We start from the raw sequence: 20,123 nt of genomic DNA on the forward strand, positions 1-20,123 counted from the left end.
GACCCGCACCGGGGCCATGGTCCACTTGCGCCCATGGCCCCGAGCGTTCCTCCCCATTCCGACCATTCCGCCCCAGATCAGGCACACGATCATGGGGCCGATGCCCTGCACCGGCGCGGGCTGATGCTGATCCTCTCCTCGCCCTCGGGCGCAGGCAAGACGACGATTGCCCGTCGCCTGCTCGAACTCGATCCCGACATTGCGATGTCGGTCTCGGCCACCACGCGCCCGATGCGTCCGGGCGAAGTCGACGGCAAGGACTACCACTTCGTCGACCGCCCGACCTTCGACGCCATGGTCGAAGCCAACGAGTTCTACGAATGGGCCGAAGTCTTCGGCAATTGCTACGGCACGCCCAAGGCCCATATCCGCGCCAAGCTCAAGCAGGGGCAGGACACCCTGTTCGACATCGACTGGCAGGGCACCCAGCAGCTCTACCAGAAGGCCGAGGCCGATGTCGTGCGCGTGTTCATCCTGCCCCCCAGCATCGAGGAACTGCGCCGCCGCCTGACCGGGCGCGGCACCGACAGCGAGGATGTGATTTCCGCGCGCATGGCCCGTGCCCAGGCCGAAATCAGCCACTGGGACGGCTATGACTATGTGGTCGTCAACCACGATGTCGACGATTGCTACACCCAGATCGCCCAGATCCTGGCCGCCGAGCGCCTCAAGCGCGCGCGCCAGACCGGGCTGATCGGCTTCGTGCGCGAGTTGACGCGGGCTTGACCACGCTGGCCGCCCCCCCGGCCCGCCAGAGCCCCCCGGACCATGCCCCCCGGCAGGAGGATCGGCCCGATCCTCCCGTCCGGCACCGCTGGCGGCAGGCTGCCCTCGCGGTGGTCCTGTTCGGGCTGGTCCTCGCCATGGCGGGGGCAGCCTGGGGCTGGTGGGTCGAAACATGGCCCCCCATCGTCCGCCGCGCCACGATCACCCTCGACAGCCCGGCCATGGCTGGCAAGAGCCTGCGCGTAGCGCTCGTCTCGGACATCCATGTCGGCAGCCACGGCATGAGCGCGGCCCGGCTCGACCGGGTGATCAGCCAGATCATGGCCGAAAAACCCGATGCGATCGTGCTGGCCGGTGATTTCGTCAATGGCCGCCACCCCGGCGACCGCGCCATCCGCCTCGACCTGCTCGAACGCCCCCTCGCCCGCCTTCGGGCCCCGCTGGGCGTGATCGGCGTGCTGGGCAACCACGACGCCGAAACCGAACCGGCCCTGATCGGTGAAACCCTTGCCCGCGCGGGCGTGACCGTGCTGGAAAACGACGCCGTGCGCGTGGGGCCGCTGGTGATGGCGGGCGGCGACGAATACGGCGAAGCCCGCCGCCACTTCAAGGTCACCATGGCCAAGGCCCATGCTCTGGCCGAAAACAACGCTCTGTCTGAAAACAAGGCACTGGCCGGAACCGGGGCCCCGATCGTGCTGGTCGAACACACCCCCAGCATGGGCCGCCACCTCCCGCCCGATGTGCCCGTGCTGCTGGCCGGGCATACCCATTGCGGGCAGGTCAACCTGCCGTTCCTGTCCTCGGCCAAGAGCCTTGTCGACGGGCGCGTGCTCTATGACCCGGCCTTCCGCTGCGGACTGGTCCCGTGGGACGGCCACACCGTGATCGTCACCGGCGGGGTCGGCTCGGGCTCGTTCCCCTTGCGCATCGGCACCCGCCCCGATTTCTGGATGGTCACGTTCAGGGGCGCCTGATTCTTCCTCCGGACGCCGCATTCTGGCGCCCCCATCTTCTTGCGGAGAGCATATCATGAAGGCCGCCCTTCTCGAACAGCCCGGCCAGCCGCTGACGGTAACCGACATCACGGTGGCCGATCCTGCGCCCAACGAAGTCCTGATCCGCACGGTCGCCTGCGGGCTGTGCCACTCCGACCTCCATTTCATCGATGGTGCCTATCCGCACCGCCTGCCCGCCATCCCCGGCCACGAGGCGGCGGGGATCGTCGAGGCGGTGGGCAGCCAGGTCCAGCGCCTGAAGAAGGGCGATGCGGTCGTCACCTGCCTCTCGGTCTTCTGCGGCACCTGCGAATTCTGCGTCACCGGACGCATGGCGCTGTGCGAAGGGGCCGGAACGCGCCGCCCCAAGGGCGCGCCCTCGCGCCTGTCGCGCCCTGATGGCACCCCGGTCCACCAGATGCTCAATCTCTCGGCGCTGGCCGAAATGATGCTGGTTCACGAAAACGCCTGTGTCGCCATCCGCCCGGACATGCCGCTCGACCGCGCCGCGCTGCTGGGCTGTGCGGTGACGACCGGGGCGGGCACGGTGTTCAATGCCTGCAAGCTGACGCCAGGCGAAAGCGTGGCGGTGATCGGTTGTGGCGGCGTGGGTCTGGCGGCGGTCAATGCCGCGAAGATCGCGGGCGCCGGGCGCATCGTGGCCGCCGACCCCTCGCCCGAAAAGCGCGATCTGGCCCGCGCGATGGGCGCGACCGACGTGATCGACCCGGCCGACGAAGACGCCGCCGGCACGATCATCGAGGCCACGCGCGGCGGGGTCGACCATGCCATCGAGGCCGTGGGACGCCCGGCCTCGGCCAAGATGGCGGTCAAGGTCCTGCGCCGGGGCGGCACTGCGACCATTCTGGGCATGATGCCGCTCGACCAGAAAGTCGGCCTTTCGGCGATGGATCTGCTCTCGGGCAAGAAGCTGCAAGGGGCGCTGATGGGGATGAACCGCTTTCCGGTCGATCTGCCCCGTCTGGTCGATTTCTACCTCGCCGGGCAGCTCGACCTCGATACCATGGTGACCGAGCGCATCCCGCTCGACAGGGTCAACGAAGGGTTTGCCCGCCTGCGCGAGGGCGATGGCGCGCGCACTGTCGTTATATTCTGAACTGGCGTTGTATTCTAAATAAATGACCCCGCCATGCGCCGGAAAAGGCGCATGGCGGGGCCGATGATCAAATGATCAATGCGCCTTGCTGTTGGCCGCGATGAAGGCGGCGGTGGCATCGTGGAAGCCCTTGAGCGAGGCCTCGTTGGCATAGACCATGTGGCCCGAGGGGAAATAGGCGTAGGAAATGTTGGCCTGCAACGAAGCCGGCACCGGCAGGTGGTTCATTTCATAGCGCCCTTCGAAATAGGGCGTCGCCAGATCGAAATACCCGCCCGCCAGCAGAATCTTGAGCTGGGTGTTCTGCTTCATCGCATTGGCAAGGTCGGGCATCACGTTGAGCGGGCCGCTTTCCGTGCGGGTGCCATCGGGCAGGCGGTGTTCCATGTCCCACTCGGTGAGCCCGGCGAACGGCTTGTAGGTGGCCTGCGTCGTATAGTGCAGGCTGTCGCGCGCATAGGCGTTGAAGGCCGAGACATAGGCCGAGCTCATCGCCGCGCCCTGCGGGTCATACCCGGCTTCCTTGGCCGTGGGATCGAGCGTAGGGCCCGAGAAACGGCTGTCGATGCGGCCCACGGTCAGCCCCTGGTCTTCCTGCAAGTGCTGCATCACCTGCCCCACGTTCAGGCGCAGGTTCGAGCGCAGCCAGTACGCGGCGGAAATGCCGGTATAGCCGGCCAGCCGGTTGGCCATCTCCTGCCGCTGGGCATCGGGCAGCGTGCTGCCCTGCATCAGGGCCATCGCATAGTCGGTGGTGGCAAAGTGCTCCACCTCGTGCAGGAACGGCTCAAGCTCGGCCGGGCGGGTGCCGGACAGGCGGTTGTGATACCATGCGGTCGCCGCCACGGTGGGCAGGCTCATCACATAGGCATTGTCCACCCCCGGATTGCGTTCGGGAGCATCGGCGGAAAGATCGAAGTTGAGGATCGCCGAGAGCAGCACCACGCCGTTGAAATCGACCGAATCGTCCGATTGCAGGGCATTGACCAGCGCCGAGGCGCGCGGCGTGCCATAGCTTTCGCCCAGCAGGAACTTGGGCGAATTCCACCGGCCATGGCCCGACAGGAACGCCTTGATGAATTCGCGGAACGCATGGACATCCTGATCCACGCCCCAGAACGCCTTGTCCTTGTCCTTGCCCGCAATGCGCGACCAGCCCGCGCCCGGCGCATCGATGAACACGAGGTCGGAGGCATCGAGCAGGCTATAGGCGTTATCGACAAGACGATAGGGCGCGGGCGGCGTGTGGGTGTCGTTGCTGGTGATCACGCGGCGCGGGCCAAAGGCGCCCATGTGCAGCCAGATCGTGGCCGAACCCGGACCGCCGTTGAACAGGAACGTGATCGGCCGGTCCGTCGCCGGCGCGCCCTTCTTGAAATAGGCGGTGTAGAACATCGATGCTTCGGCCGGTGCGTCCTTCACATCGTCCTTGGCCTTGCCCGTGGCGGCCTTTTCGCGCCATGCCGTGTCGTCCCAGTCGCTCTGGTGCACCACCAGCGCGCCCGCTTCGGCGGTATAGGCGATGGCATGGCCGCCCACCGTCACCGTGCCCGAGGTTTCCACCTTGCGCGGCTTGAAGAAGTGCGTGGTGGTGGCGCTGTCGGGATCGGGCACGCCATCGGGGTCGGCGTTGCGGATGGCTTCCGCCTTCGCATTTGCGTCGGTATCGTCGGATTTGGCCAGAGCCAGCGTGGGGGTCAGGGCAAGCAGGGAAACAGCAGCAGCAAGCGAAAGGGCGGAGCGCAAGGGGGAATTCCTTTTCAGGCGAAACCAGTGCGCATCGAACGCGCGCGCTGTTTCCTGTCAAGAAAGGGTTCCCGCGCATTCGACCAACGGCAGACCCGCGCCGACGAATGCCAGCGCGGGATTCCCCCGCTGTCAGTTGCCGCCGATCTGCGCGTGCGTCAGGTTTGCCACGAAGGCCGGGGAAATCCGCCGCTCCATCGCGCGGCAAGCATCGGCATGGGCAATCAGGGCCTTGCTCGCGCGTTCGAGCACGCGCGGTTCGAGCGGCTCTGCGCCCGAAAGAAGCGCCACCATGCCCACTTCGCTCACCCCGATGACCTTGGCAGCGGCCTTGACCCCGCCCAGAAGATCCACCGCACGGGCAAAGTGCTTGCGTTGGACCAGCGGGTCCATGGCGGCGTTGGCATTGGGCTGGCTCATGGGCCGTCTTGTGCGCCAAGCCGGACACGGGGGGAAGCCATCATGGACAAGCTGTCCCCGGAAAAGTCAGAGCCCCTCCACCACCGACTGCGTCGGCGGTCCCCCTCCCCGCATCGCGGGGAGGATCACGGTCCTCCCCATGCAATGGGGAGGGGGACCAGCCGAAGGCTGGTGGAGGGGCCCAAAACTCAGGCCGCCTCGGCCTTCTTGTCGACATGTTCCATGTTGAGCATTTCGGCCAGCAGGAACGCCAGTTCGATCGACTGCGCCGCGTTGAGGCGCGGGTCGCAGTGGGTGTGGTAGCGGTCGGCGAGGCCCTCCTGGGTGATCGCCACCGCGCCGCCGGTGCATTCGGTCACATCGCGGCCGGTCATCTCGATGTGGATGCCGCCCGCATGGGTGCCCTCGGCACGGTGAACGGCAAAGAAGCCCTTCACTTCGGCCAGGATGCGCTCGAACGGACGGGTCTTGAAGCCGTTGTCGGCCTTGACCACGTTGCCGTGCATCGGGTCGCAGCTCCACACCACCGGATGCCCCTCGCGCTTGACCGCGCGGACCAGCGCGGGCAGCCCGGCCTCGACCTTGTCGTGGCCGAAACGGCTGATCAGCGTCATCCGGCCCGGCTCGCGCCCCGGATTGAGGGTGTCGAGCATGCGCAGCAGCGCGTCAGGCGTCAGGCTCGGCCCGCACTTCATGCCGATGGGGTTGCCCACCCCGCGCAGGAACTCGACATGCGACGAGCCCTCGAAGCGGGTACGGTCGCCGATCCACAGCATGTGGGCGCTCGTATCGTACCAGTCGCCGGTCAGCGAATCCTGCCGCGTCATCGCCTCTTCGTACTGCAACAGCAGCGCTTCGTGGCTGGTGTAGAAATTGGTGCCCTGAAGCTGGGGGACGTTCGAGGGATTGACCCCGCAGGCCTCCATGAAGTCGAGCGCCTCGCCGATCTTGTCGGCCATTTCGCCAAACTTGGTCGCCCACGGGCTCTTGGCGATATGGTCGAGCGTCCAGCCGTGGACCTGCCGCAGATTGGCATAGCCCCCGCCCGCAAAGGCGCGCAGCAGGTTGAGCGTGGCCGCCGCCTGACTATAGGCGCGCAGCATCCGCAGCGGATCGGGAATCCGCTGTTCGGGCGTGAAATCGATGCCGTTGATGTTGTCGCCCAGATAGCTGGGAAGCTCGACACCGCCCTGCACTTCGACCGGCGAGGAGCGCGGTTTGGCGAACTGGCCGGCCATGCGGCCCACCTTCACCACCGGCTGCTTGCTCGCGAACGTGAGCACGACCGCCATCTGCAACAGCACCCGGAACGTGTCGCGGATGTTGTTGGGATGAAACTCGGCAAAGCTCTCGGCACAGTCCCCGCCCTGGAGCAGGAAACCCTTGCCCTCGGCCACGCGGGCCAGATCGGCCTTGAGTGCGCGAGCTTCGCCCGCAAAGACCAGCGGCGGAAAGCTGGTAAGGGTGCTTTCCACCTCGTTCAGCTTGCCCGCGTCGGGATAGACCGGCAGATGCCGCGCCTCGAATTCCCGCCAGCTCTTCGCATTCCAGTTGTGCGCCACAGTTCCTTCCTTTCAAGACGCGCGGACATACGCCCGCGCGCCGGGGAATGCAAAGGAAGCCTTGCGAACAGAGTGATCGATTATTTCACCGGCACATCGCCGGGCTTTCCACCCGTGTCGCCCCCCTTGGCCGCAGGGACAACTTCGACCCGCCACGCGCGATCCTGACGCAGATAGCGCGCGGCCAGCGCCTGCATCGCCTGGGGGGTAGTGTGGCTGTAATCGGCCAGGATCGAGCGGATGTCGTCGAACTTGCCCGGTTCGAGCGCGCCCCCGCCCAGCAGCGACATGTAGAAGGCATTGCCCGTGCTCGCCCGCGTAATCAATTGCTTGAGCGGTTCGGTCACGCGCTCGATCTCGTCGCTCGTGGGCGGGCTCTCGGCCAGATCGGCGGCGATCTTGTCGGTGGCGGTAAAGAAGGCCGGAAGGTCGCCGGGGCGCAGCTGGACGGTCGCGCCCATGTAGCCGCCCGAAGGCAGGTCCATCGGCCAGACCGATTCGACCTGCGGGGCATAGGACGCGCCGATCTTCTCGCGCATCTCGTCGAACAGGCGGTTGTTGGCGATCTGGGCCAGAATTTCGAGCTGGCGCGATTCATGGACGCCCGCGCGCCCGCCTCCCGTCGGCCAGACGACCATGGCCGCCGCCGTATCCGCGTCGCCCGTGTGGGTGAGGACCAGCGGCGTCTGACTGGGGGCAGGCAAATGGGCATTGAGCGGGGGCGTGGCCACCGGCGCACGCGGGGCGAGCGCGCCGAACGTGGCCTCGAGTGCGGCAAGCCCGTCCTCGCGCTTGAAATCGCCGAACAGGTCGACCTCGATCGGCCCTTGCGCGAGCAGCGGCTCCCACACCCGGCGGAAGTCCTGCGGGGTCACCGTGTCGAGCGCGGCGGGATCGGGCATCTTGTAGCGCGGATCGCGGTCCTTGAGCAGGTAGCCGATGTCGCGCTGGAGCGCGGCCTGCGGCGAGCTGGCGCTGGCCGCCCATTGCAGCCTGGCCGCGGCCACCGCGCGCACGATCGGGTTGGGGTCCCAGCGCGGCTGCCCCAGCTTGGCCGCAAACAGGTAGAGCTGGTCCTTCAGGTCCGCCGGGCGGGTATCGGCGTCGAATTCGAAGGCCGTATCGTCGAGCTTGAAGTCGAGCGCGAACTTGCGGCCCGTGGCCAGCTCGTCCATCGCATTGCGGTCGACATTGCCAAAACCGGTTTCCATCAGCGCCATGTTGCCCAGCGGGCCATAGACCGCATCCTTTGGCGCGATGGCGGCAAGCCCCCCGCCAAAGCGGATGCGCACGATGATCCGCCCCGGTTCGGCATCATTGGCCCAGAGCAGCGCCTTGACCCCGTTCGACAGGGTCAGCCGCTCGATCCCCAGAATGCCGGTCTGCACGTCTTCCTTGACGGTGCCGGGCACGCCGAGCGCGGGCAACTGGGCAAACGTCAGCTTGTCGCCGGGCAGGCGGATGCTGGTGGTGAGCACCGGCTGGGCGACGAGCGCGGCGCGCACGTCCTGCGCGGTGGCGCCCGTGTCGGTCGGCGTGGTCAGCATGCCGCGCACGACCGTCCCCCGGAACAGCGCGCGTGTGTGCTCCAGCACGGCCTGCGGGGTGAACAGCGGCAGCGACTTCTTGAAGATCGCGTAGACGGTATCCGGGTTGGCGACCGTCTCGCGGATGTCGACCGCCTGGGTGATGTCGTCGGCCAGGGCCGAACCGGCCTGGGTGCGCTGGGTCTCGACCGGAACCTTGAAGGCCACGTCGAACTCGGCCACTTCGCGCTCGATGTCGGCCTGCGAGGGCGGCTGGGCCAGCGCATCGGCGATCACCCCGCGCACGTCGTGCACGGCGGCCTTCCAGTCGTTGCCCAACGGGGTGACGCTGACCATCGTGGTATCGGCCGAGCGCGCATAGTTCTGCTGGTCGACCGAGGCATCGAGATAGCTGCCCCCGGCCCGCGCGCGCACCTTGATGCGGCGGTTGATCAGCGCCAGCGCCAGCCGGTCGATCATCAGCCCCTGGTTATAGGCGATGGTATCGGCATGCTTCTTCCACGGGCGCACGATCGCATAGTTGAACTGGAGCGGCACGCTCGGCTCGACTATCACGCGCGTCTCGCCCACCGGATTGGCCGGATCAGCCCCCTTGGGCGCCACCGGCTTGCCGAAATCGGCGGGGGCGGGCTTGGGGCCCCTGGCCTTCCAGCCCCCGAACCACTTGTCGATCTGGGCGATCATGGCCTGCGGCTCGGCATCGCCAGCCACCACGATGATCGTGTTGTCGGGGCGATACCACTTGTCGTGGAAGGCCTTGACGCTGGCGGGGGTGGCGGCCTGAAGCGTCTCGACCGTGCCGATGGGCGAACGCGTGGCGGCCGGCTGCCCGGCAAAGAACAACTCGCGCGTGGCGTCCATCACACGGGTCTGGGGGCCCGCGCGCTCGCGCATTTCGGCCAGCACGATGGGCACTTCGGTCTTCACCCCGGCAGGCGTGAAGATGGGCGCGGCGATCATGCCCGACAGGAGCATGAACGTCTCGTCGAGCTTGGCCGGGGTGATTGCGGGAAGGTCGAGCTTGTAGACGGTCTGGGTACCGCTGGTCTCGGCGTTGGTGTCGCTGCCGAATGTCGCGCCCAGGCGCTGCCAGGTGGGGATCGCCTCGCCCGACTTCAGGTACTTCGAATCGCGGAACGTGAGGTGCTCGATCAGGTGGGCATAGCCGCGCTGGGCATCGGTTTCATAAAACGAACCGGCATCGACCAGCACGCGCACCGAGATCTGCTCGGGCGGCACCCCGTTGTGGCGCACGGCATAGCGGATGCCGTTGGGCAGGCGCCCGAAAATCCATTCCTTGTCCTGCGGCACGTCGCTCCCGGCATAGAGCCAGTTCTGCGCGCTGCCTGCCGTGGTCCCGGTTGTCGTGGCCGGGGAAACCACGGGCCGCGCCTGAGCCCCGACCCCAAGAGGAGCCGTACCGGCAAGGAGGGCAAAAACCAGAAAAGCGAAGCGCCGCGAGGGCCGGATATTCGATCGCATGGCGCGACTATAGGAAGCGTGTTTGTGAAGGGCCAGTGAATAGAATTCCTTCCGTTCGACTGGCCCCTTCCTCGATTCGCCGCTTTTATGACGGCCTGGATCAGGACTTCGGTTTCGGTGCGGCAGGCGCGGCGCCTGCTTCAGCCGCCTTGGCATCCCCCTGCGGCGCGGCTTGCGCAGCAGCCGCCGCCGCGCGCATCTGCTCGACTTCGGCGGCGGTCTTGAAATCGACGAGTTCGACCTGGAACACCAGATCGGCGTTGGGCGGAATGGTATCGCCACCGCCTTGCGCGCCATAGCCGAGGGTCGAAGGCACGCAGAAGCGCCAGATGCTGCCCTTGGCCATCAGTTGCAGGCCTTCGGAAAAGCCGGGAATCACCCCTTCGACCGGAAAGGCCGCCGCGGAATTCTGGTCGAATACACGCCCGTCAGCCGCCAGATAGCCGATATAGTTGACCAGAACATAGTCACCCTTGCCCGGATGGGCAGCCGTTGCCGCCTTGAGCGTGAGCGTGCCCAGCCCCGACGCGGTCTTGGTGCTGCACTGGCGCTGGCCGGCACTGATCACCGGCATCAAGGGCACGGGCAGGATCGCGGTGGAGAGCGCAGGCGCCGCCACTGCCGGGCGCGGCGCGGCGCGATGAGCTGCCGGACGAACGGGAGCAGCCTGTGCCGGAGCGACAGAAAAAGCGCCCGCACCCAGAACAAGTGAAGCCAGCGGCGCCAGACGCGCCAGCGAACGGATAAGAACATGGGTCATGGCGCATGTCATAGCAGCGCCGCCCCCCCGAGCCAGAGAAAAGCAGCGCAAATCGCCTCGTCGCACGCCTGCACCCTCTTGACCCTCGTCCCCCCGGTCCTAAATGGCCAGTATGTTCATTGAAACCGAAACCACGCCGAATCCGGCCACGCTCAAGTTCCTGCCCGGCGAACTCGTCATGGCCAGTGGCACGCGCGCGTTCACCTCGCCCGAAGAGGCCGAGGCTTCGCCGTTGGCCCAGGCTCTGTTTTCGCTCGGTGACGTGACCGAAATCCTGTTCGGTCGCGACTTCGTCTCGGTGACGATTGCGCCGGGCGCCCAGTGGAGCGATGCCAAGCCGCAGGTTCTGGCCATTCTGCTTGATCATTTCGTATCGCAGGCGCCGCTTTTCGCCGCCGGTTCGGCGCAGAACATCGTCGTTCCTGCCGAGGACGAGGATTTCGCCGACGATCCCGCCGATGCCGAAATCGTCGAGCAGATCAAGGACCTGATCGAGACCCGCGTGCGCCCCGCCGTGGCCAACGATGGCGGCGACATCGTCTATCGCGGCTTCCGCGACGGCGTGGTCTACCTCAAGATGCAGGGTGCCTGCTCAGGCTGCCCCTCGTCGACCGCCACGCTCAAGAACGGCATCGAAAGCCTGATCAGGCACTATGTTCCTGAAGTGAACGAAGTCCGCGCGGCCTGACCGCCCATCCATACCTGACTTGCCCGCCTCCATGACCCAGCCTGTCTCCTCCCCCTTTGCCTCGCGCCGTCTGGTGATCGACAGCGCCACCGAAAACTGTTCGGTCGCGCTGTTCGAGGGGGATCGCCTGCTGGCGGGGGAAAGCCGGATGCTCGGCCGCGGCCATGCCGAGGCGCTCGTGCCGATGATCGCGGCCCTGCCCGACCGGGGCCGCGCCGCCGCCATCGTGGTCGACAGCGGCCCAGGCAGCTTTACCGGCATTCGTGTCGGCCTTGCCGCCGCGCGGGCGCTCGGCCTCGCGTGGGACGCGCCGGTCGCGGGCTATGAAAGCCTCTCGCTGGTGGCCGCGATGGCCCTTGCGACCGCGCCCCAATCTGGCGTCGACGTGGTGATGACCGGCGGCCACGGCGAATGGTTCTTCCGCCCGTTCGACGCGCAAGGCCTGCCACTGGCCCCGCTGGCCTCGCTCCCGCCCGAAGCGGTGATCGCAAGGCTGTCCGCGCCGCTCGTCGCGGGCAGCCAGGCAGAGGCCTGCCTTCAGGCCGCGCGGGACAGCCGCCCCGATCTTTTCGCCCTGCCGCACATTGCCCTGCCACTTTGGCCCGATGCACGCTCGGCCCTGCTGCTCGCGCCCGGCCTGCTGTTCGATGGCGCCGCCCCGGCCTATGGCCGCGCGCCCGATGCGCGCCTGCCCACCAGTTCATCAACGGCTCCACAGGCGGCATGAGCGCGCCGGTCGAAGATCTGGACCGCATCATGGCCGTGATGACCACGGCCTTCCCTCCCGACTATGGCGAGGCATGGAACCGCCGTCAGGTCAGCGATTCCCTGCTGATCGGACGCACCCGTTATGGATTGATCGACGCGCAAGGGCGCCCCGATCCCGTCGATGCGTCATCGACTGCCGGCTTCTTCCTTTCGCGCAGTATTTTCGACGAAGAAGAACTTCTGCTCTTCGCGATTGCCCCTGCCTGTCGTCGCAAGGGACTGGGCGATTGCCTGCTCAGGCGCTTTATTGATGAAGCGCGTGAAATGGGCATGTCGCGCATCTTTCTCGAAATGCGCGAAGGAAATCCGGCAGGTATTCTTTACCGGAAACACGGTTTCCAGCAGGTCGGCATTCGCCCCGGTTACTATCGCAGCCTTGAAGGCGACAGAATCAGCGCGATCAGCCAGGAACTTCGTCTTTGACGGCAAAATTGCCTGATCCAAAGACGAGTGAATTTTTTGTCATTTAGAACCGTACTTAACCTTCGTTTACTTGTTTCACGAAAACAGGGGCGTATAGAACGATCCGTGCCCTCGAACATTCGAGACAACACCAAAATTCAGGTCGCACTGAAAAAACAAAGAAAGCCGGATCGCAATGAGTGAAATCGAAAACGACATGCGGGAAACCCTTATCACGCTGACTTCGGACATTGTTGCTGCTCACGTGAGCAATAACAGTGTGTCGGTCGGTGATCTGCCGACGCTGATCTCCAACGTCTATTCCGCGCTCGCCGGTCTTTCACCTTCGGAACCGGTTGCCGAAACCGCGCCGGAGCCCGCCGTTTCGATTCGCGCTTCGGTCAAGAACGATCACATCGTCTGCCTCGAAGACGGCAAGAAGCTCAAGATGCTCAAGCGTCACCTTGCCACCCGCTACAACATGACCCCGGAACAGTATCGCCAGCGCTGGAATCTTCCCGCCGACTATCCGATGGTTGCCCCGGCCTATGCCGAGAAGCGCCGTGAACTGGCCAAGAAGATCGGCCTGGGCCGCAAGCCCGCCGCTCCTGCCAAGCGCAGCCGTACCAAGGCCGCTGCCGCCTGATGACGGGCACCGCCTGATGGCAAGCCCTGCCTGATGGCGAAAGGGCCGGCCCCCTTTGCGGGTCCGGCCCTTTCGCGCGCCCTTCGCGCGATGTTGTCAACACCGTTTTACCGCCACTTTACAGACCTTTAACCAGGTTTATCGGCTTTACGGATGCTACGCGGTTAACAACCCCGTCAAAGTCCTGTATCGGTCGTCGTCCCATCCTCTTGACGAGACAAGTGTGCACCGCGTGATCGACCTCGAAGCCCTTTGCGCCGAACGTGGCCTGCGCATCACCGAACAGCGCCGCGTGATTGCCCAAGTCCTGTCTGAAAGCAGCGACCACCCGGACGTGGAGAAGCTCCACGAACGCGCTTCCGCGCGCGATCCGCGCATCTCGATCGCCACGGTCTACCGCACCGTGCGCCTGTTCGAGGAAGCCGGCATCCTCGACCGCCACGATTTCGGCGATGGCCGTGCGCGCTACGAAGCCACGCCCGAAGCCCATCACGACCATCTGATCGATGTCGAAAGCGGCAAGGTGATCGAATTCGTCGATCCCGAACTCGAACAGCTCCAGCGCCAGATCGCGGAAAAGCTCGGCTATCGTCTGGTCGACCACCGCATGGAACTCTACGGCGTCAAGCTGGGCCGGGACACCACGCGCGAAGGCTGATCCTTCCTCCCTGTTTTCTGCTCCGGGACCGACCTGATGACCGCCCGTCGTTCCAGCACGTCCCTCCCCGACAGCGCCGAAAACAGGCCCGCCAACAGGCCTGTCGGCATTCTGGGCGCCTGCCGCATCGGCTGGCGCCTTGCCGGGATCGTTCTTGCGCTGCTGGTCTGCGTGCCGCTGCACTATGTCTGGCGGACCGTCCATTACGGCTCGCCGATCCCGCGCCTGTTCCTGTCGATCGCCGCGCGCCTGTTCGGCGCGCGCCTGCGCATTCACGGAACACCGCTGCGCCGCGATGTCTTCTACATCAGCAACCACCTGACGTGGCTTGACATTCTCGCCCTTGGCGCCGCCAGCGGCACGGCCTTCGTATCCAAGGCCGAAGTGGGGGAAGCGCCGGTTCTGGGCTGGCTCGCCCGGCTCAACCGCACCGTCTTCGTCAGCCGCGAGGACCGCATGGGCGTGGCCGACCAGATCAACCGCCTGCGCGAGGCACTGGCCGACAACTGGGCGATCACCGTCTTTCCCGAAGGCACCACGACCGACGGCCACTCGCTGCTGCCATTCAAGACGGCGATGCTGCGCGTGCTCGAACCACCCCCGCCCGGCGTGATGGTCCAGCCCGTCGTGCTCGATTATGGCCCCTTGGCCGAATGGATCGCCTGGTATGGCGAGGAACCGGGGCTCGACAACGTAAAGCGCGTGTTGGCGCGGCGCGGCAGCTTCCGGCTCGACATCCACTTCCTCGACCCGTTCGACCCGCGCGACTTCCCCGGACGCAAGGCCATCGCCGCGCAGGCCCGCGCGCGCATCGTTCCGGCGATGGAGCGCAATCTGGGCAAACCCTTGCGCCCCTTCGCGCAGGACGTGCCGCAAGTCGGCTATCGCCCGCAACAGCCCGGCAGCACCGCCTGAGGTTTCATTTTGCGCGCGATTGCCTTATGGCGCGCGCCTTATGCCCGCAGAGACTCCCGCACAGACCCAGACCCCTCCCCGTCAGCCCCAGCCCAAGACGTTCCACGTCAAGAGCTTCGGCTGCCAGATGAACGTCTATGACGGCGAGCGCATGGCCGAACTGCTCGCCGCGCAGGGCATGACCGCCAGCGACGAACGCGACGGCGCCGATCTGGTCGTGCTCAACACCTGCCATATCCGTGAAAAGGCCACAGAAAAGGTCTATTCCGACATTGGCCGCCTGCGCCGGGCCGATGGCAGCACCCCGCTGATCGCGGTGGCCGGTTGCGTCGCCCAGGCCGAGGGCGAGGAAATCATGGCGCGCGCACCCTCGGTCAAGGTCGTCGTCGGGCCGCAGGCCTATCACCGCCTGCCCGAAATGGTCGCCGATGCCGCCGCCGGAAAGTCGGGCACCGAAACCGACATGCCCGCCGAGGCGAAATTCGCCGCCCTGCCCAAGCGCCGCCGCTCTGGCCCCAGCGCGTTCCTGACCGTGCAGGAAGGCTGTGACAAGTTCTGCACCTATTGCGTGGTACCCTATACCCGCGGCGCGGAAATCTCGCGGCCCTTCGCCGATCTGGTCGAGGAAGCCCGGCTGCTGGTCGCTGGCGGCGCGCGCGAGATCACCCTGCTGGGCCAGAACGTCAACGCCTGGGCCGGACAGGACGACAAGGGCCGCGCCATCGGCCTCGACGGGCTGATCCGCGTGCTGGCCGCCGATCCCGATCTGGCGCGCATCCGCTATACCACCAGCCATCCCAACGACATGAGCGAGGGGCTGATCGCCGCCCATGGCGAGATCGACAAGCTGATGCCGTTCCTCCACCTTCCGGTGCAGGCGGGCAACGACCGCGTGCTCAAGGCCATGAACCGCAGCCACACGGTCGAAAGCTATCTGAAGATCCTCGACCGCGTGCGCGCGGCGCGCCCCGACATCGCGCTTTCGGGCGATTTCATCGTCGGCTTCCCCGGCGAGACCGAGGCGGAATTTCAGGACACGCTCGATCTGGTCGGCCAGGTGCGCCATGCGCAGGCCTTCAGCTTCAAGTATTCGCCGCGTCCGGGCACGCCCGCCGCGACGATGGACGGCCAGATTGCCGCAGAGGTGATGGACGAGCGCCTCCAGCGCCTTCAGGCCGCGCTCACGCGCGATGCCACGGCCTTCAATCAGGCCAGCGTGGGCAGGCGGTGCCAGGTTCTGGTCGAGCGGCGCGGACGCCACGAGGGCCAGTGGCTGGGCAAGTCGCCCTGGCTGCAATCGGTCCACTTCACCGGCGAAGCGGCCATTGGCGATCTGGTGACCGTCGATCTGGTTCAGGCCGGGCCCAATTCGCTGGCCGGGCAACTGGTCGGCTGAAAAGCGGTTTCATGACGCCATGAAAAAAGGACGCGGAGGCCATTCGCCACCGCGTCCTCTTGCTGTAGCCGCCCTCAGTAGTGACGATAGGCGTCGCGGCGGAAATCGCGACGGTCGTGGCGCAGGTCGTGGCGGTCGCGACGCAGTTCCTCGCGGGCATGGCGCGCTTCGTGATAGTTGCCATAGTAGCGGGCGCGGGCCAGCTCGCGACGGTCATGACGGATCTCGTGGCGGTCGGCGCGGATGTCGGCGCGATCCATCGCAACCGGATGTGCGCTGGCTGCAACCGGGGCGACCACGGGGGCCATGATGGCGGCGGCAACGGCGGCGAGGATGAGCTTACGCATAGTCGGTCTCCTTGATGAATCAGGGGCGGATCAGGTGCCGGTCCAGCGGGCTGTTCCGGCGATGAAGACTGTCTAGCGGGCGGCGGCTGAACGTTTTCCGAAGCCTTGTGCAAGAATTCGCTCATCTTTGTCGCCAGATAGCGACAAAGTGTCGCAGACGGGCCACCTCATCTGTGCATTTCACGCTTGCGGCGCTTGCACCTGCGCAATCACTCCCTACACTCGAGGGATCAGGTTCGACGAAAGGAGCGCGCACCCCTACCCCATGGCCCGCAAATTCCCTCGCGCCCACGATGAGGCGCATCGCGAAGTGACCTTCGACCGCAATGGCGACCGCAATGGTGCCCAATCTGGCACCCAGTCTGGTGCCAAGTCTGGCGAACGCGCCGGATACGCGCCGGGAATACCGCGCGGCGAAGGACCAAGGCACGATGGCCCGCGCAGCAATGGCGGCCACAATCGCGCCCGCGTCGAGGTGGAATTTGAAGAACAGACCATGCTGGGGGCGCTGTTCGGCCAGTTCGATACCAATCTCGTGCTCGTGGAAAACCGGCTGGGCGTGTTCATTTCGGCGCGTGGCAACCGCGTGCTGATCGAAGGGCCCGAAGACGCCGTGGCCCGCGCGCGCGACGTGCTCAAGGGCCTCTACCAGCGGCTGCGCAACGGACAGGAAGTCGACGCAGGCGCCCTCGAATCGCTGATCGCGATGAGCGCGGAGCCCACCCTCGAAGGGATCATCACCGGAAGCCCCGCGGGCACGCCCCCGATCATGATCCGCACCCGCCGCAAGACGATCGTGCCGCGTTCGGCCACCCAGATCGCCTATATGCAGGCGCTGGTGAAGAACGACGTGATCTTCGCGCTCGGCCCGGCAGGCACCGGCAAGACCTATCTGGCCGTGGCCCAGGCCGTGGCCCAGTTGATGACCGGCTCGGTCCAGCGCCTGATCCTCTCGCGCCCGGCGGTCGAGGCCGGGGAGCGGCTGGGCTTCCTGCCCGGCGACATGAAGGAAAAGGTCGATCCCTACCTGCGCCCGCTCTACGACGCGCTGTATGACTGCATGCCGCCCGAACAGGTCGAGCGGCGCATCGCCAGCGGCGAGATCGAGATCGCGCCGATTGCCTTCATGCGCGGGCGCACGCTGGCCGATGCCTTCGTCATCCTCGACGAGGCGCAGAACACCACGCCGGCCCAGATGAAGATGTTCCTCACCCGTTTTGGCCAGAACAGCCGCATGGTCGTCTGTGGCGATCCCAGGCAGGTCGACCTTCCCGGCGGGGTGGCGGCCAGCGGCCTTGCCGATGCGGTGGCGCGCCTCGAAGGGGTCGATGGCATCGGGGTTGTCCATTTCAGCCGGGCCGACGTGGTGCGCCATCCCATCGTGGGCCGCATCGTGGAAGCCTATGAAGGAGCAGACGACGCAAAATAGTGCTGAAATCTGCCATTTTCATCAGTTCGCGGGGTGGTGCAGGCCGCCCCGCCATGCCAAAGCGAATCGCCCTTTTTCCCCGGACCCCCACAGCCATGACCGCGCCGATCCTCGAAATCGACATCGACCCCATCTGGGGTGACGCCACCGACTGGGAGGCCCTGTCAAACCGCGCCGCCGAGGCTGCCGCCAAAGTCGCGCCCGAACTGGCCCACCCCAACCTGCTCGTCAGTCTGGTCATGGCCGACGACGAGGAAGTCCACGCGCTCAACAAGCAGTGGCGGGCCAAGGACAAGTCGACCAACGTGCTCTCGTTCCCGATGCTCGCGCGCGAGGACGTGCTGCGCGCCGGGGCCGACGAAAATGCCCCCGGCATGCTCGGCGACATCATCCTCGCACAGGGGGTCTGCACCCGCGAGGCCGCCGAAAAGGGCATATCGGTCGAGAATCACGCCACCCACCTGATCGTTCACGGGCTCCTGCATCTGGCCGGATATGACCACGATCTGGGCGATGCAGAAGCTGAGGAAATGGAAGAGCTGGAACGCAAGGCGCTTGCCTTGCTGGGCCTGGCCGACCCATATGCATGACCAGTTCTGAACCCGACAGACCCGAAACGAGCGTATTCGGAGCCAACAGAGGAGCAAGGTCCGTGCCCGAGGGCAATGGGTCCGGGGGCGAAAGCCGCTCGGGCGAAGGCGACAGTAACGGCGCGATATGGCGCGCCATCAGGGCTTTCTTTCGCGGGCCCGACCACGACCAGTCGCTGCGCTCCCAGATCGAGGAAGCGATCGAGGAGCACGAGCACGAACCCGGCCATGACGAGGGCGGCGACGGCGACCTCGTGCCGGTCGAGCGCCAGATGCTCAAGAACCTGCTCCACTTCAGCGAACGCGATGCCGACGACGTGGCCATCCCGCGCGGGCAGATCATCGCCATTCCGGTTTCCTCGACCTTTGCCGAAGTCGTCGGTGCCTTTGCCGAACATGGCCACAGCCGCTTGCCGGTCTATGGCGAATCGCTCGATGAAGTGGTCGGCATGATACACATCAAGGATGTCTTCCCGATCGTGGCCGACATGGCCCTGAGCGGGAAAAGCGCGCCCTGCGACTGGACCGTGCTGATGCGCCAGCCTTTGTTCGTGCCCCAGGCGCGCGGCGCCATCGACGTGCTGGCCGACATGCGGTCGAGCCGCACCCATCTGGCCGTGGTGATCGACGAATATTCGGGCACCGACGGGATCATCACGTTCGAGGATCTGGTCGAGGAAATCGTCGGCGACATCGAGGACGAGCACGACGACGCGCCCGAAGTCCTGCTCTACCAGCTCGATGCCGACACCTGGGATGCCGATGCGCGCGTCGAACTCGAAGATGTCGCCCGCACGGTCGATGCACGCCTCGCCGAAGTGGAGGAAGACGTCGACACGCTGGGCGGGCTGGCCGTCGTGCTGGCGGGCGAAGTGCCACCCGTGGGCCGCGTGCTCGAACACCAGTCCGGCTGGCGGCTGGAAGTGACCGGGGGCGACGACCGCCGCCTCACCCGCATCCGCCTCCATGCCCCCTCGACCGCCTCTGCCCGGGAAGAAGACTCCTGATGATCCGCCGCCTTCCCCCGCTTCGCTCGCTCGAAGCCTTCATCCGCGTGGTTCGTGCAGGCTCGGCCAAGACCGCCGCCGCCGAACTTGCGCTCAGCCCCTCCGCGCTCTCGCGCCGCCTCGCCGCGCTCGAGGAATTCGTCGGCAAGCCGCTGTTCGAGCGCAAGCACCAGGCGCTCAAGCTGACCGACGATGGCCAGACCCTCTACGATGCGGTCGCCCCGCTGATCGACGAGATGGCCGACCGCATCGACCGCATGATCGACACCGGCAAGGTCATGCGCCTGCGGCTGGGCGTTCTGCCGCTGTTCGGCAGCCAGCGCCTGTTCCCGCGTCTGGGCGAGCTGCGCAAGCTCCACCCCCAGCTCCACATCGACATCGACAGCTCGACCTCCGCCGAGACCAAGCTGGGCGACACCATCGATGCGGCCATCGTGCTCTCGCAAGGGCCTGATGCCACGCTCCATTCGGTGCGGCTCGACCACAACCGCGTCTATGCCATCGCCAGCAAGCAACTGGCCGCCGAACTGGGCGAGCGCCCGGATATCACCAAGCTCGCCCGGCAGACGTTCCTCGTCCACAACGACCTTCCCGCCAGCTTCGAGGCGTGGAAGCGCACGCTCCATCTCGACGGGCTGGAACCGGCCGCCATCGACCATTTCGATTCAGGCCAGCTCATCCTCGAAGCCGCCGCGCAAGGGCTCGGTGTCGCGATCATGCACGATGATCACTTCAGCCGCAGCCACGATCCGCGTCTGGCCCGTGTCTACGACATCGAGGTCGACAGCCCCTATTCCTACTGGTTCGTCTGCCGCCCGCGCGCGCTGCAATCGCGCCCGGTGCGCCTGTTCCACGACTGGATGCTCAAGGCCGGGCTCTGACGGCAGCCTGAAAAGCTGAAGAAGAAGGAACTGTGAAA

At 66.2% G+C, this 20,123-nt stretch carries 20 protein-coding genes; 14 read left to right on the top strand and 6 right to left on the bottom strand.

The features are described from left to right. Positions 1–123: 123 nt before the first annotated feature. Genes gmk through SBI20_RS07095 form a run of 3 tightly spaced genes read left to right on the top strand, consistent with a single transcriptional unit; the run spans position 124 to position 2,841 of the window. Positions 124–726: a guanylate kinase gene (gene gmk / locus SBI20_RS07085; RefSeq protein ID WP_317976062.1), complete on the top strand. Its 603-nt coding sequence runs from the start codon at positions 124–126 to the stop codon at positions 724–726. Beyond that, positions 723–1,703 carry a metallophosphoesterase gene (locus SBI20_RS07090; RefSeq protein WP_317974394.1) on the top strand — a complete coding sequence of 327 codons (981 nt, stop codon included), beginning with the start codon at positions 723–725 and terminating at the stop codon, positions 1,701–1,703. The genes gmk and SBI20_RS07090 overlap by 4 nt, the downstream gene beginning before the upstream one ends. A 52-nt stretch (positions 1,704–1,755) precedes the next feature. After that, positions 1,756–2,841 (top strand): Zn-dependent alcohol dehydrogenase, encoded by a 1,086-nt coding sequence (locus SBI20_RS07095; RefSeq protein ID WP_317976063.1) that lies wholly within the window; start codon positions 1,756–1,758, stop codon positions 2,839–2,841. A 75-nt stretch (positions 2,842–2,916) separates the two neighbouring features. Here the strand turns inward: SBI20_RS07095 and SBI20_RS07100 are convergent, their stop codons facing one another. From SBI20_RS07100 to SBI20_RS07120, 5 genes are all read right to left on the bottom strand, one after another. Beyond that, complete coding sequence (locus SBI20_RS07100; protein ID WP_317974395.1) at positions 2,917–4,587, bottom strand: S10 family peptidase; 1,671 nt, start codon at positions 4,585–4,587, stop codon at positions 2,917–2,919. A 132-nt stretch (positions 4,588–4,719) separates the two neighbouring features. Then, complete coding sequence (locus SBI20_RS07105) at positions 4,720–5,007, bottom strand: hypothetical protein (protein WP_317974396.1); 288 nt, start codon at positions 5,005–5,007, stop codon at positions 4,720–4,722. 188 nt (positions 5,008–5,195) lie between these two features. Further along, positions 5,196–6,569 (bottom strand): class II 3-deoxy-7-phosphoheptulonate synthase, encoded by a 1,374-nt coding sequence (locus SBI20_RS07110; RefSeq protein ID WP_317974397.1) that lies wholly within the window; start codon positions 6,567–6,569, stop codon positions 5,196–5,198. An 80-nt stretch (positions 6,570–6,649) separates the two neighbouring features. Beyond that, positions 6,650–9,499: a M16 family metallopeptidase gene (locus SBI20_RS07115; RefSeq protein ID WP_317974398.1), complete on the bottom strand. Its 2,850-nt coding sequence runs from the start codon at positions 9,497–9,499 to the stop codon at positions 6,650–6,652. 199 nt (positions 9,500–9,698) lie between these two features. Continuing rightward, on the bottom strand, positions 9,699–10,358 hold the full coding sequence (locus SBI20_RS07120; protein ID WP_317974399.1) for an FKBP-type peptidyl-prolyl cis-trans isomerase: 660 nt from the start codon (positions 10,356–10,358) through the stop codon (positions 9,699–9,701). A gap of 112 nt (positions 10,359–10,470) precedes the next feature. Between SBI20_RS07120 and SBI20_RS07125 the strand changes: the two genes are divergently transcribed. From SBI20_RS07125 to miaB, 7 genes are all read left to right on the top strand, one after another. Beyond that, a complete protein-coding gene (locus tag SBI20_RS07125) occupies positions 10,471–11,046 on the top strand; it encodes a NifU family protein (RefSeq protein ID WP_317974400.1) in 576 nt (191 codons plus the stop codon). Positions 11,047–11,077: 31 nt separating this feature from the next. Further along, on the top strand, positions 11,078–11,773 hold the full coding sequence (tsaB, locus tag SBI20_RS07130; protein ID WP_317974401.1) for a tRNA (adenosine(37)-N6)-threonylcarbamoyltransferase complex dimerization subunit type 1 TsaB: 696 nt from the start codon (positions 11,078–11,080) through the stop codon (positions 11,771–11,773). Next, on the top strand, positions 11,770–12,237 hold the full coding sequence (locus SBI20_RS07135) for a GNAT family N-acetyltransferase (protein ID WP_317974402.1): 468 nt from the start codon (positions 11,770–11,772) through the stop codon (positions 12,235–12,237). The genes tsaB and SBI20_RS07135 overlap by 4 nt, the downstream gene beginning before the upstream one ends. Before the next feature lie 175 nt (positions 12,238–12,412). Further along, positions 12,413–12,862, top strand: a complete 450-nt coding sequence (locus SBI20_RS07140) for a Ros/MucR family transcriptional regulator (RefSeq protein WP_317974403.1) — start codon at positions 12,413–12,415, stop codon at positions 12,860–12,862. A gap of 223 nt (positions 12,863–13,085) precedes the next feature. Further along, on the top strand, positions 13,086–13,520 hold the full coding sequence (locus tag SBI20_RS07145) for a Fur family transcriptional regulator (RefSeq protein ID WP_317974404.1): 435 nt from the start codon (positions 13,086–13,088) through the stop codon (positions 13,518–13,520). 36 nt (positions 13,521–13,556) lie between these two features. After that, the gene (locus tag SBI20_RS07150; protein WP_317974405.1) at positions 13,557–14,435 is read left to right on the top strand and encodes a lysophospholipid acyltransferase family protein; all 879 of its coding nucleotides are present in this window, start codon (positions 13,557–13,559) and stop codon (positions 14,433–14,435) included. A 40-nt stretch (positions 14,436–14,475) separates the two neighbouring features. After that, positions 14,476–15,831, top strand: coding sequence for a tRNA (N6-isopentenyl adenosine(37)-C2)-methylthiotransferase MiaB (miaB, locus tag SBI20_RS07155; protein ID WP_317974406.1), 1,356 nt, complete (start codon positions 14,476–14,478; stop codon positions 15,829–15,831). Positions 15,832–15,905: 74 nt separating this feature from the next. Here miaB and SBI20_RS07160 read toward each other — a convergent pair whose 3' ends face one another. Then, the gene (locus tag SBI20_RS07160) at positions 15,906–16,178 is read right to left on the bottom strand and encodes a hypothetical protein (protein ID WP_317974407.1); all 273 of its coding nucleotides are present in this window, start codon (positions 16,176–16,178) and stop codon (positions 15,906–15,908) included. 265 nt (positions 16,179–16,443) lie between these two features. On the opposite strand from SBI20_RS07160, the gene SBI20_RS07165 reads away from it, so the two are divergent. The 4 genes from SBI20_RS07165 (at position 16,444) to SBI20_RS07180 (ending at position 20,085) form a co-directional block, all read left to right on the top strand. Next, positions 16,444–17,607, top strand: a complete 1,164-nt coding sequence (locus SBI20_RS07165; RefSeq protein ID WP_317974408.1) for a PhoH family protein — start codon at positions 16,444–16,446, stop codon at positions 17,605–17,607. A 95-nt stretch (positions 17,608–17,702) separates the two neighbouring features. After that, on the top strand, positions 17,703–18,197 hold the full coding sequence (gene ybeY / locus SBI20_RS07170; protein WP_317974409.1) for an rRNA maturation RNase YbeY: 495 nt from the start codon (positions 17,703–17,705) through the stop codon (positions 18,195–18,197). Between the two features lie 62 nt (positions 18,198–18,259). Then, positions 18,260–19,204 carry a hemolysin family protein gene (locus SBI20_RS07175; protein WP_317974410.1) on the top strand — a complete coding sequence of 315 codons (945 nt, stop codon included), beginning with the start codon at positions 18,260–18,262 and terminating at the stop codon, positions 19,202–19,204. Further along, complete coding sequence (locus tag SBI20_RS07180) at positions 19,204–20,085, top strand: LysR substrate-binding domain-containing protein (RefSeq protein ID WP_317974411.1); 882 nt, start codon at positions 19,204–19,206, stop codon at positions 20,083–20,085. Before SBI20_RS07175 ends, SBI20_RS07180 begins: the two co-directional genes overlap by 1 nt. The last annotated feature ends 38 nt before the right edge of the window (positions 20,086–20,123 follow it).

Origin of the sequence: Novosphingobium sp. IK01, assembly GCF_033242265.1 — a bacterium.
GTDB lineage: Bacteria > Pseudomonadota > Alphaproteobacteria > Sphingomonadales > Sphingomonadaceae > Novosphingobium > Novosphingobium pituita.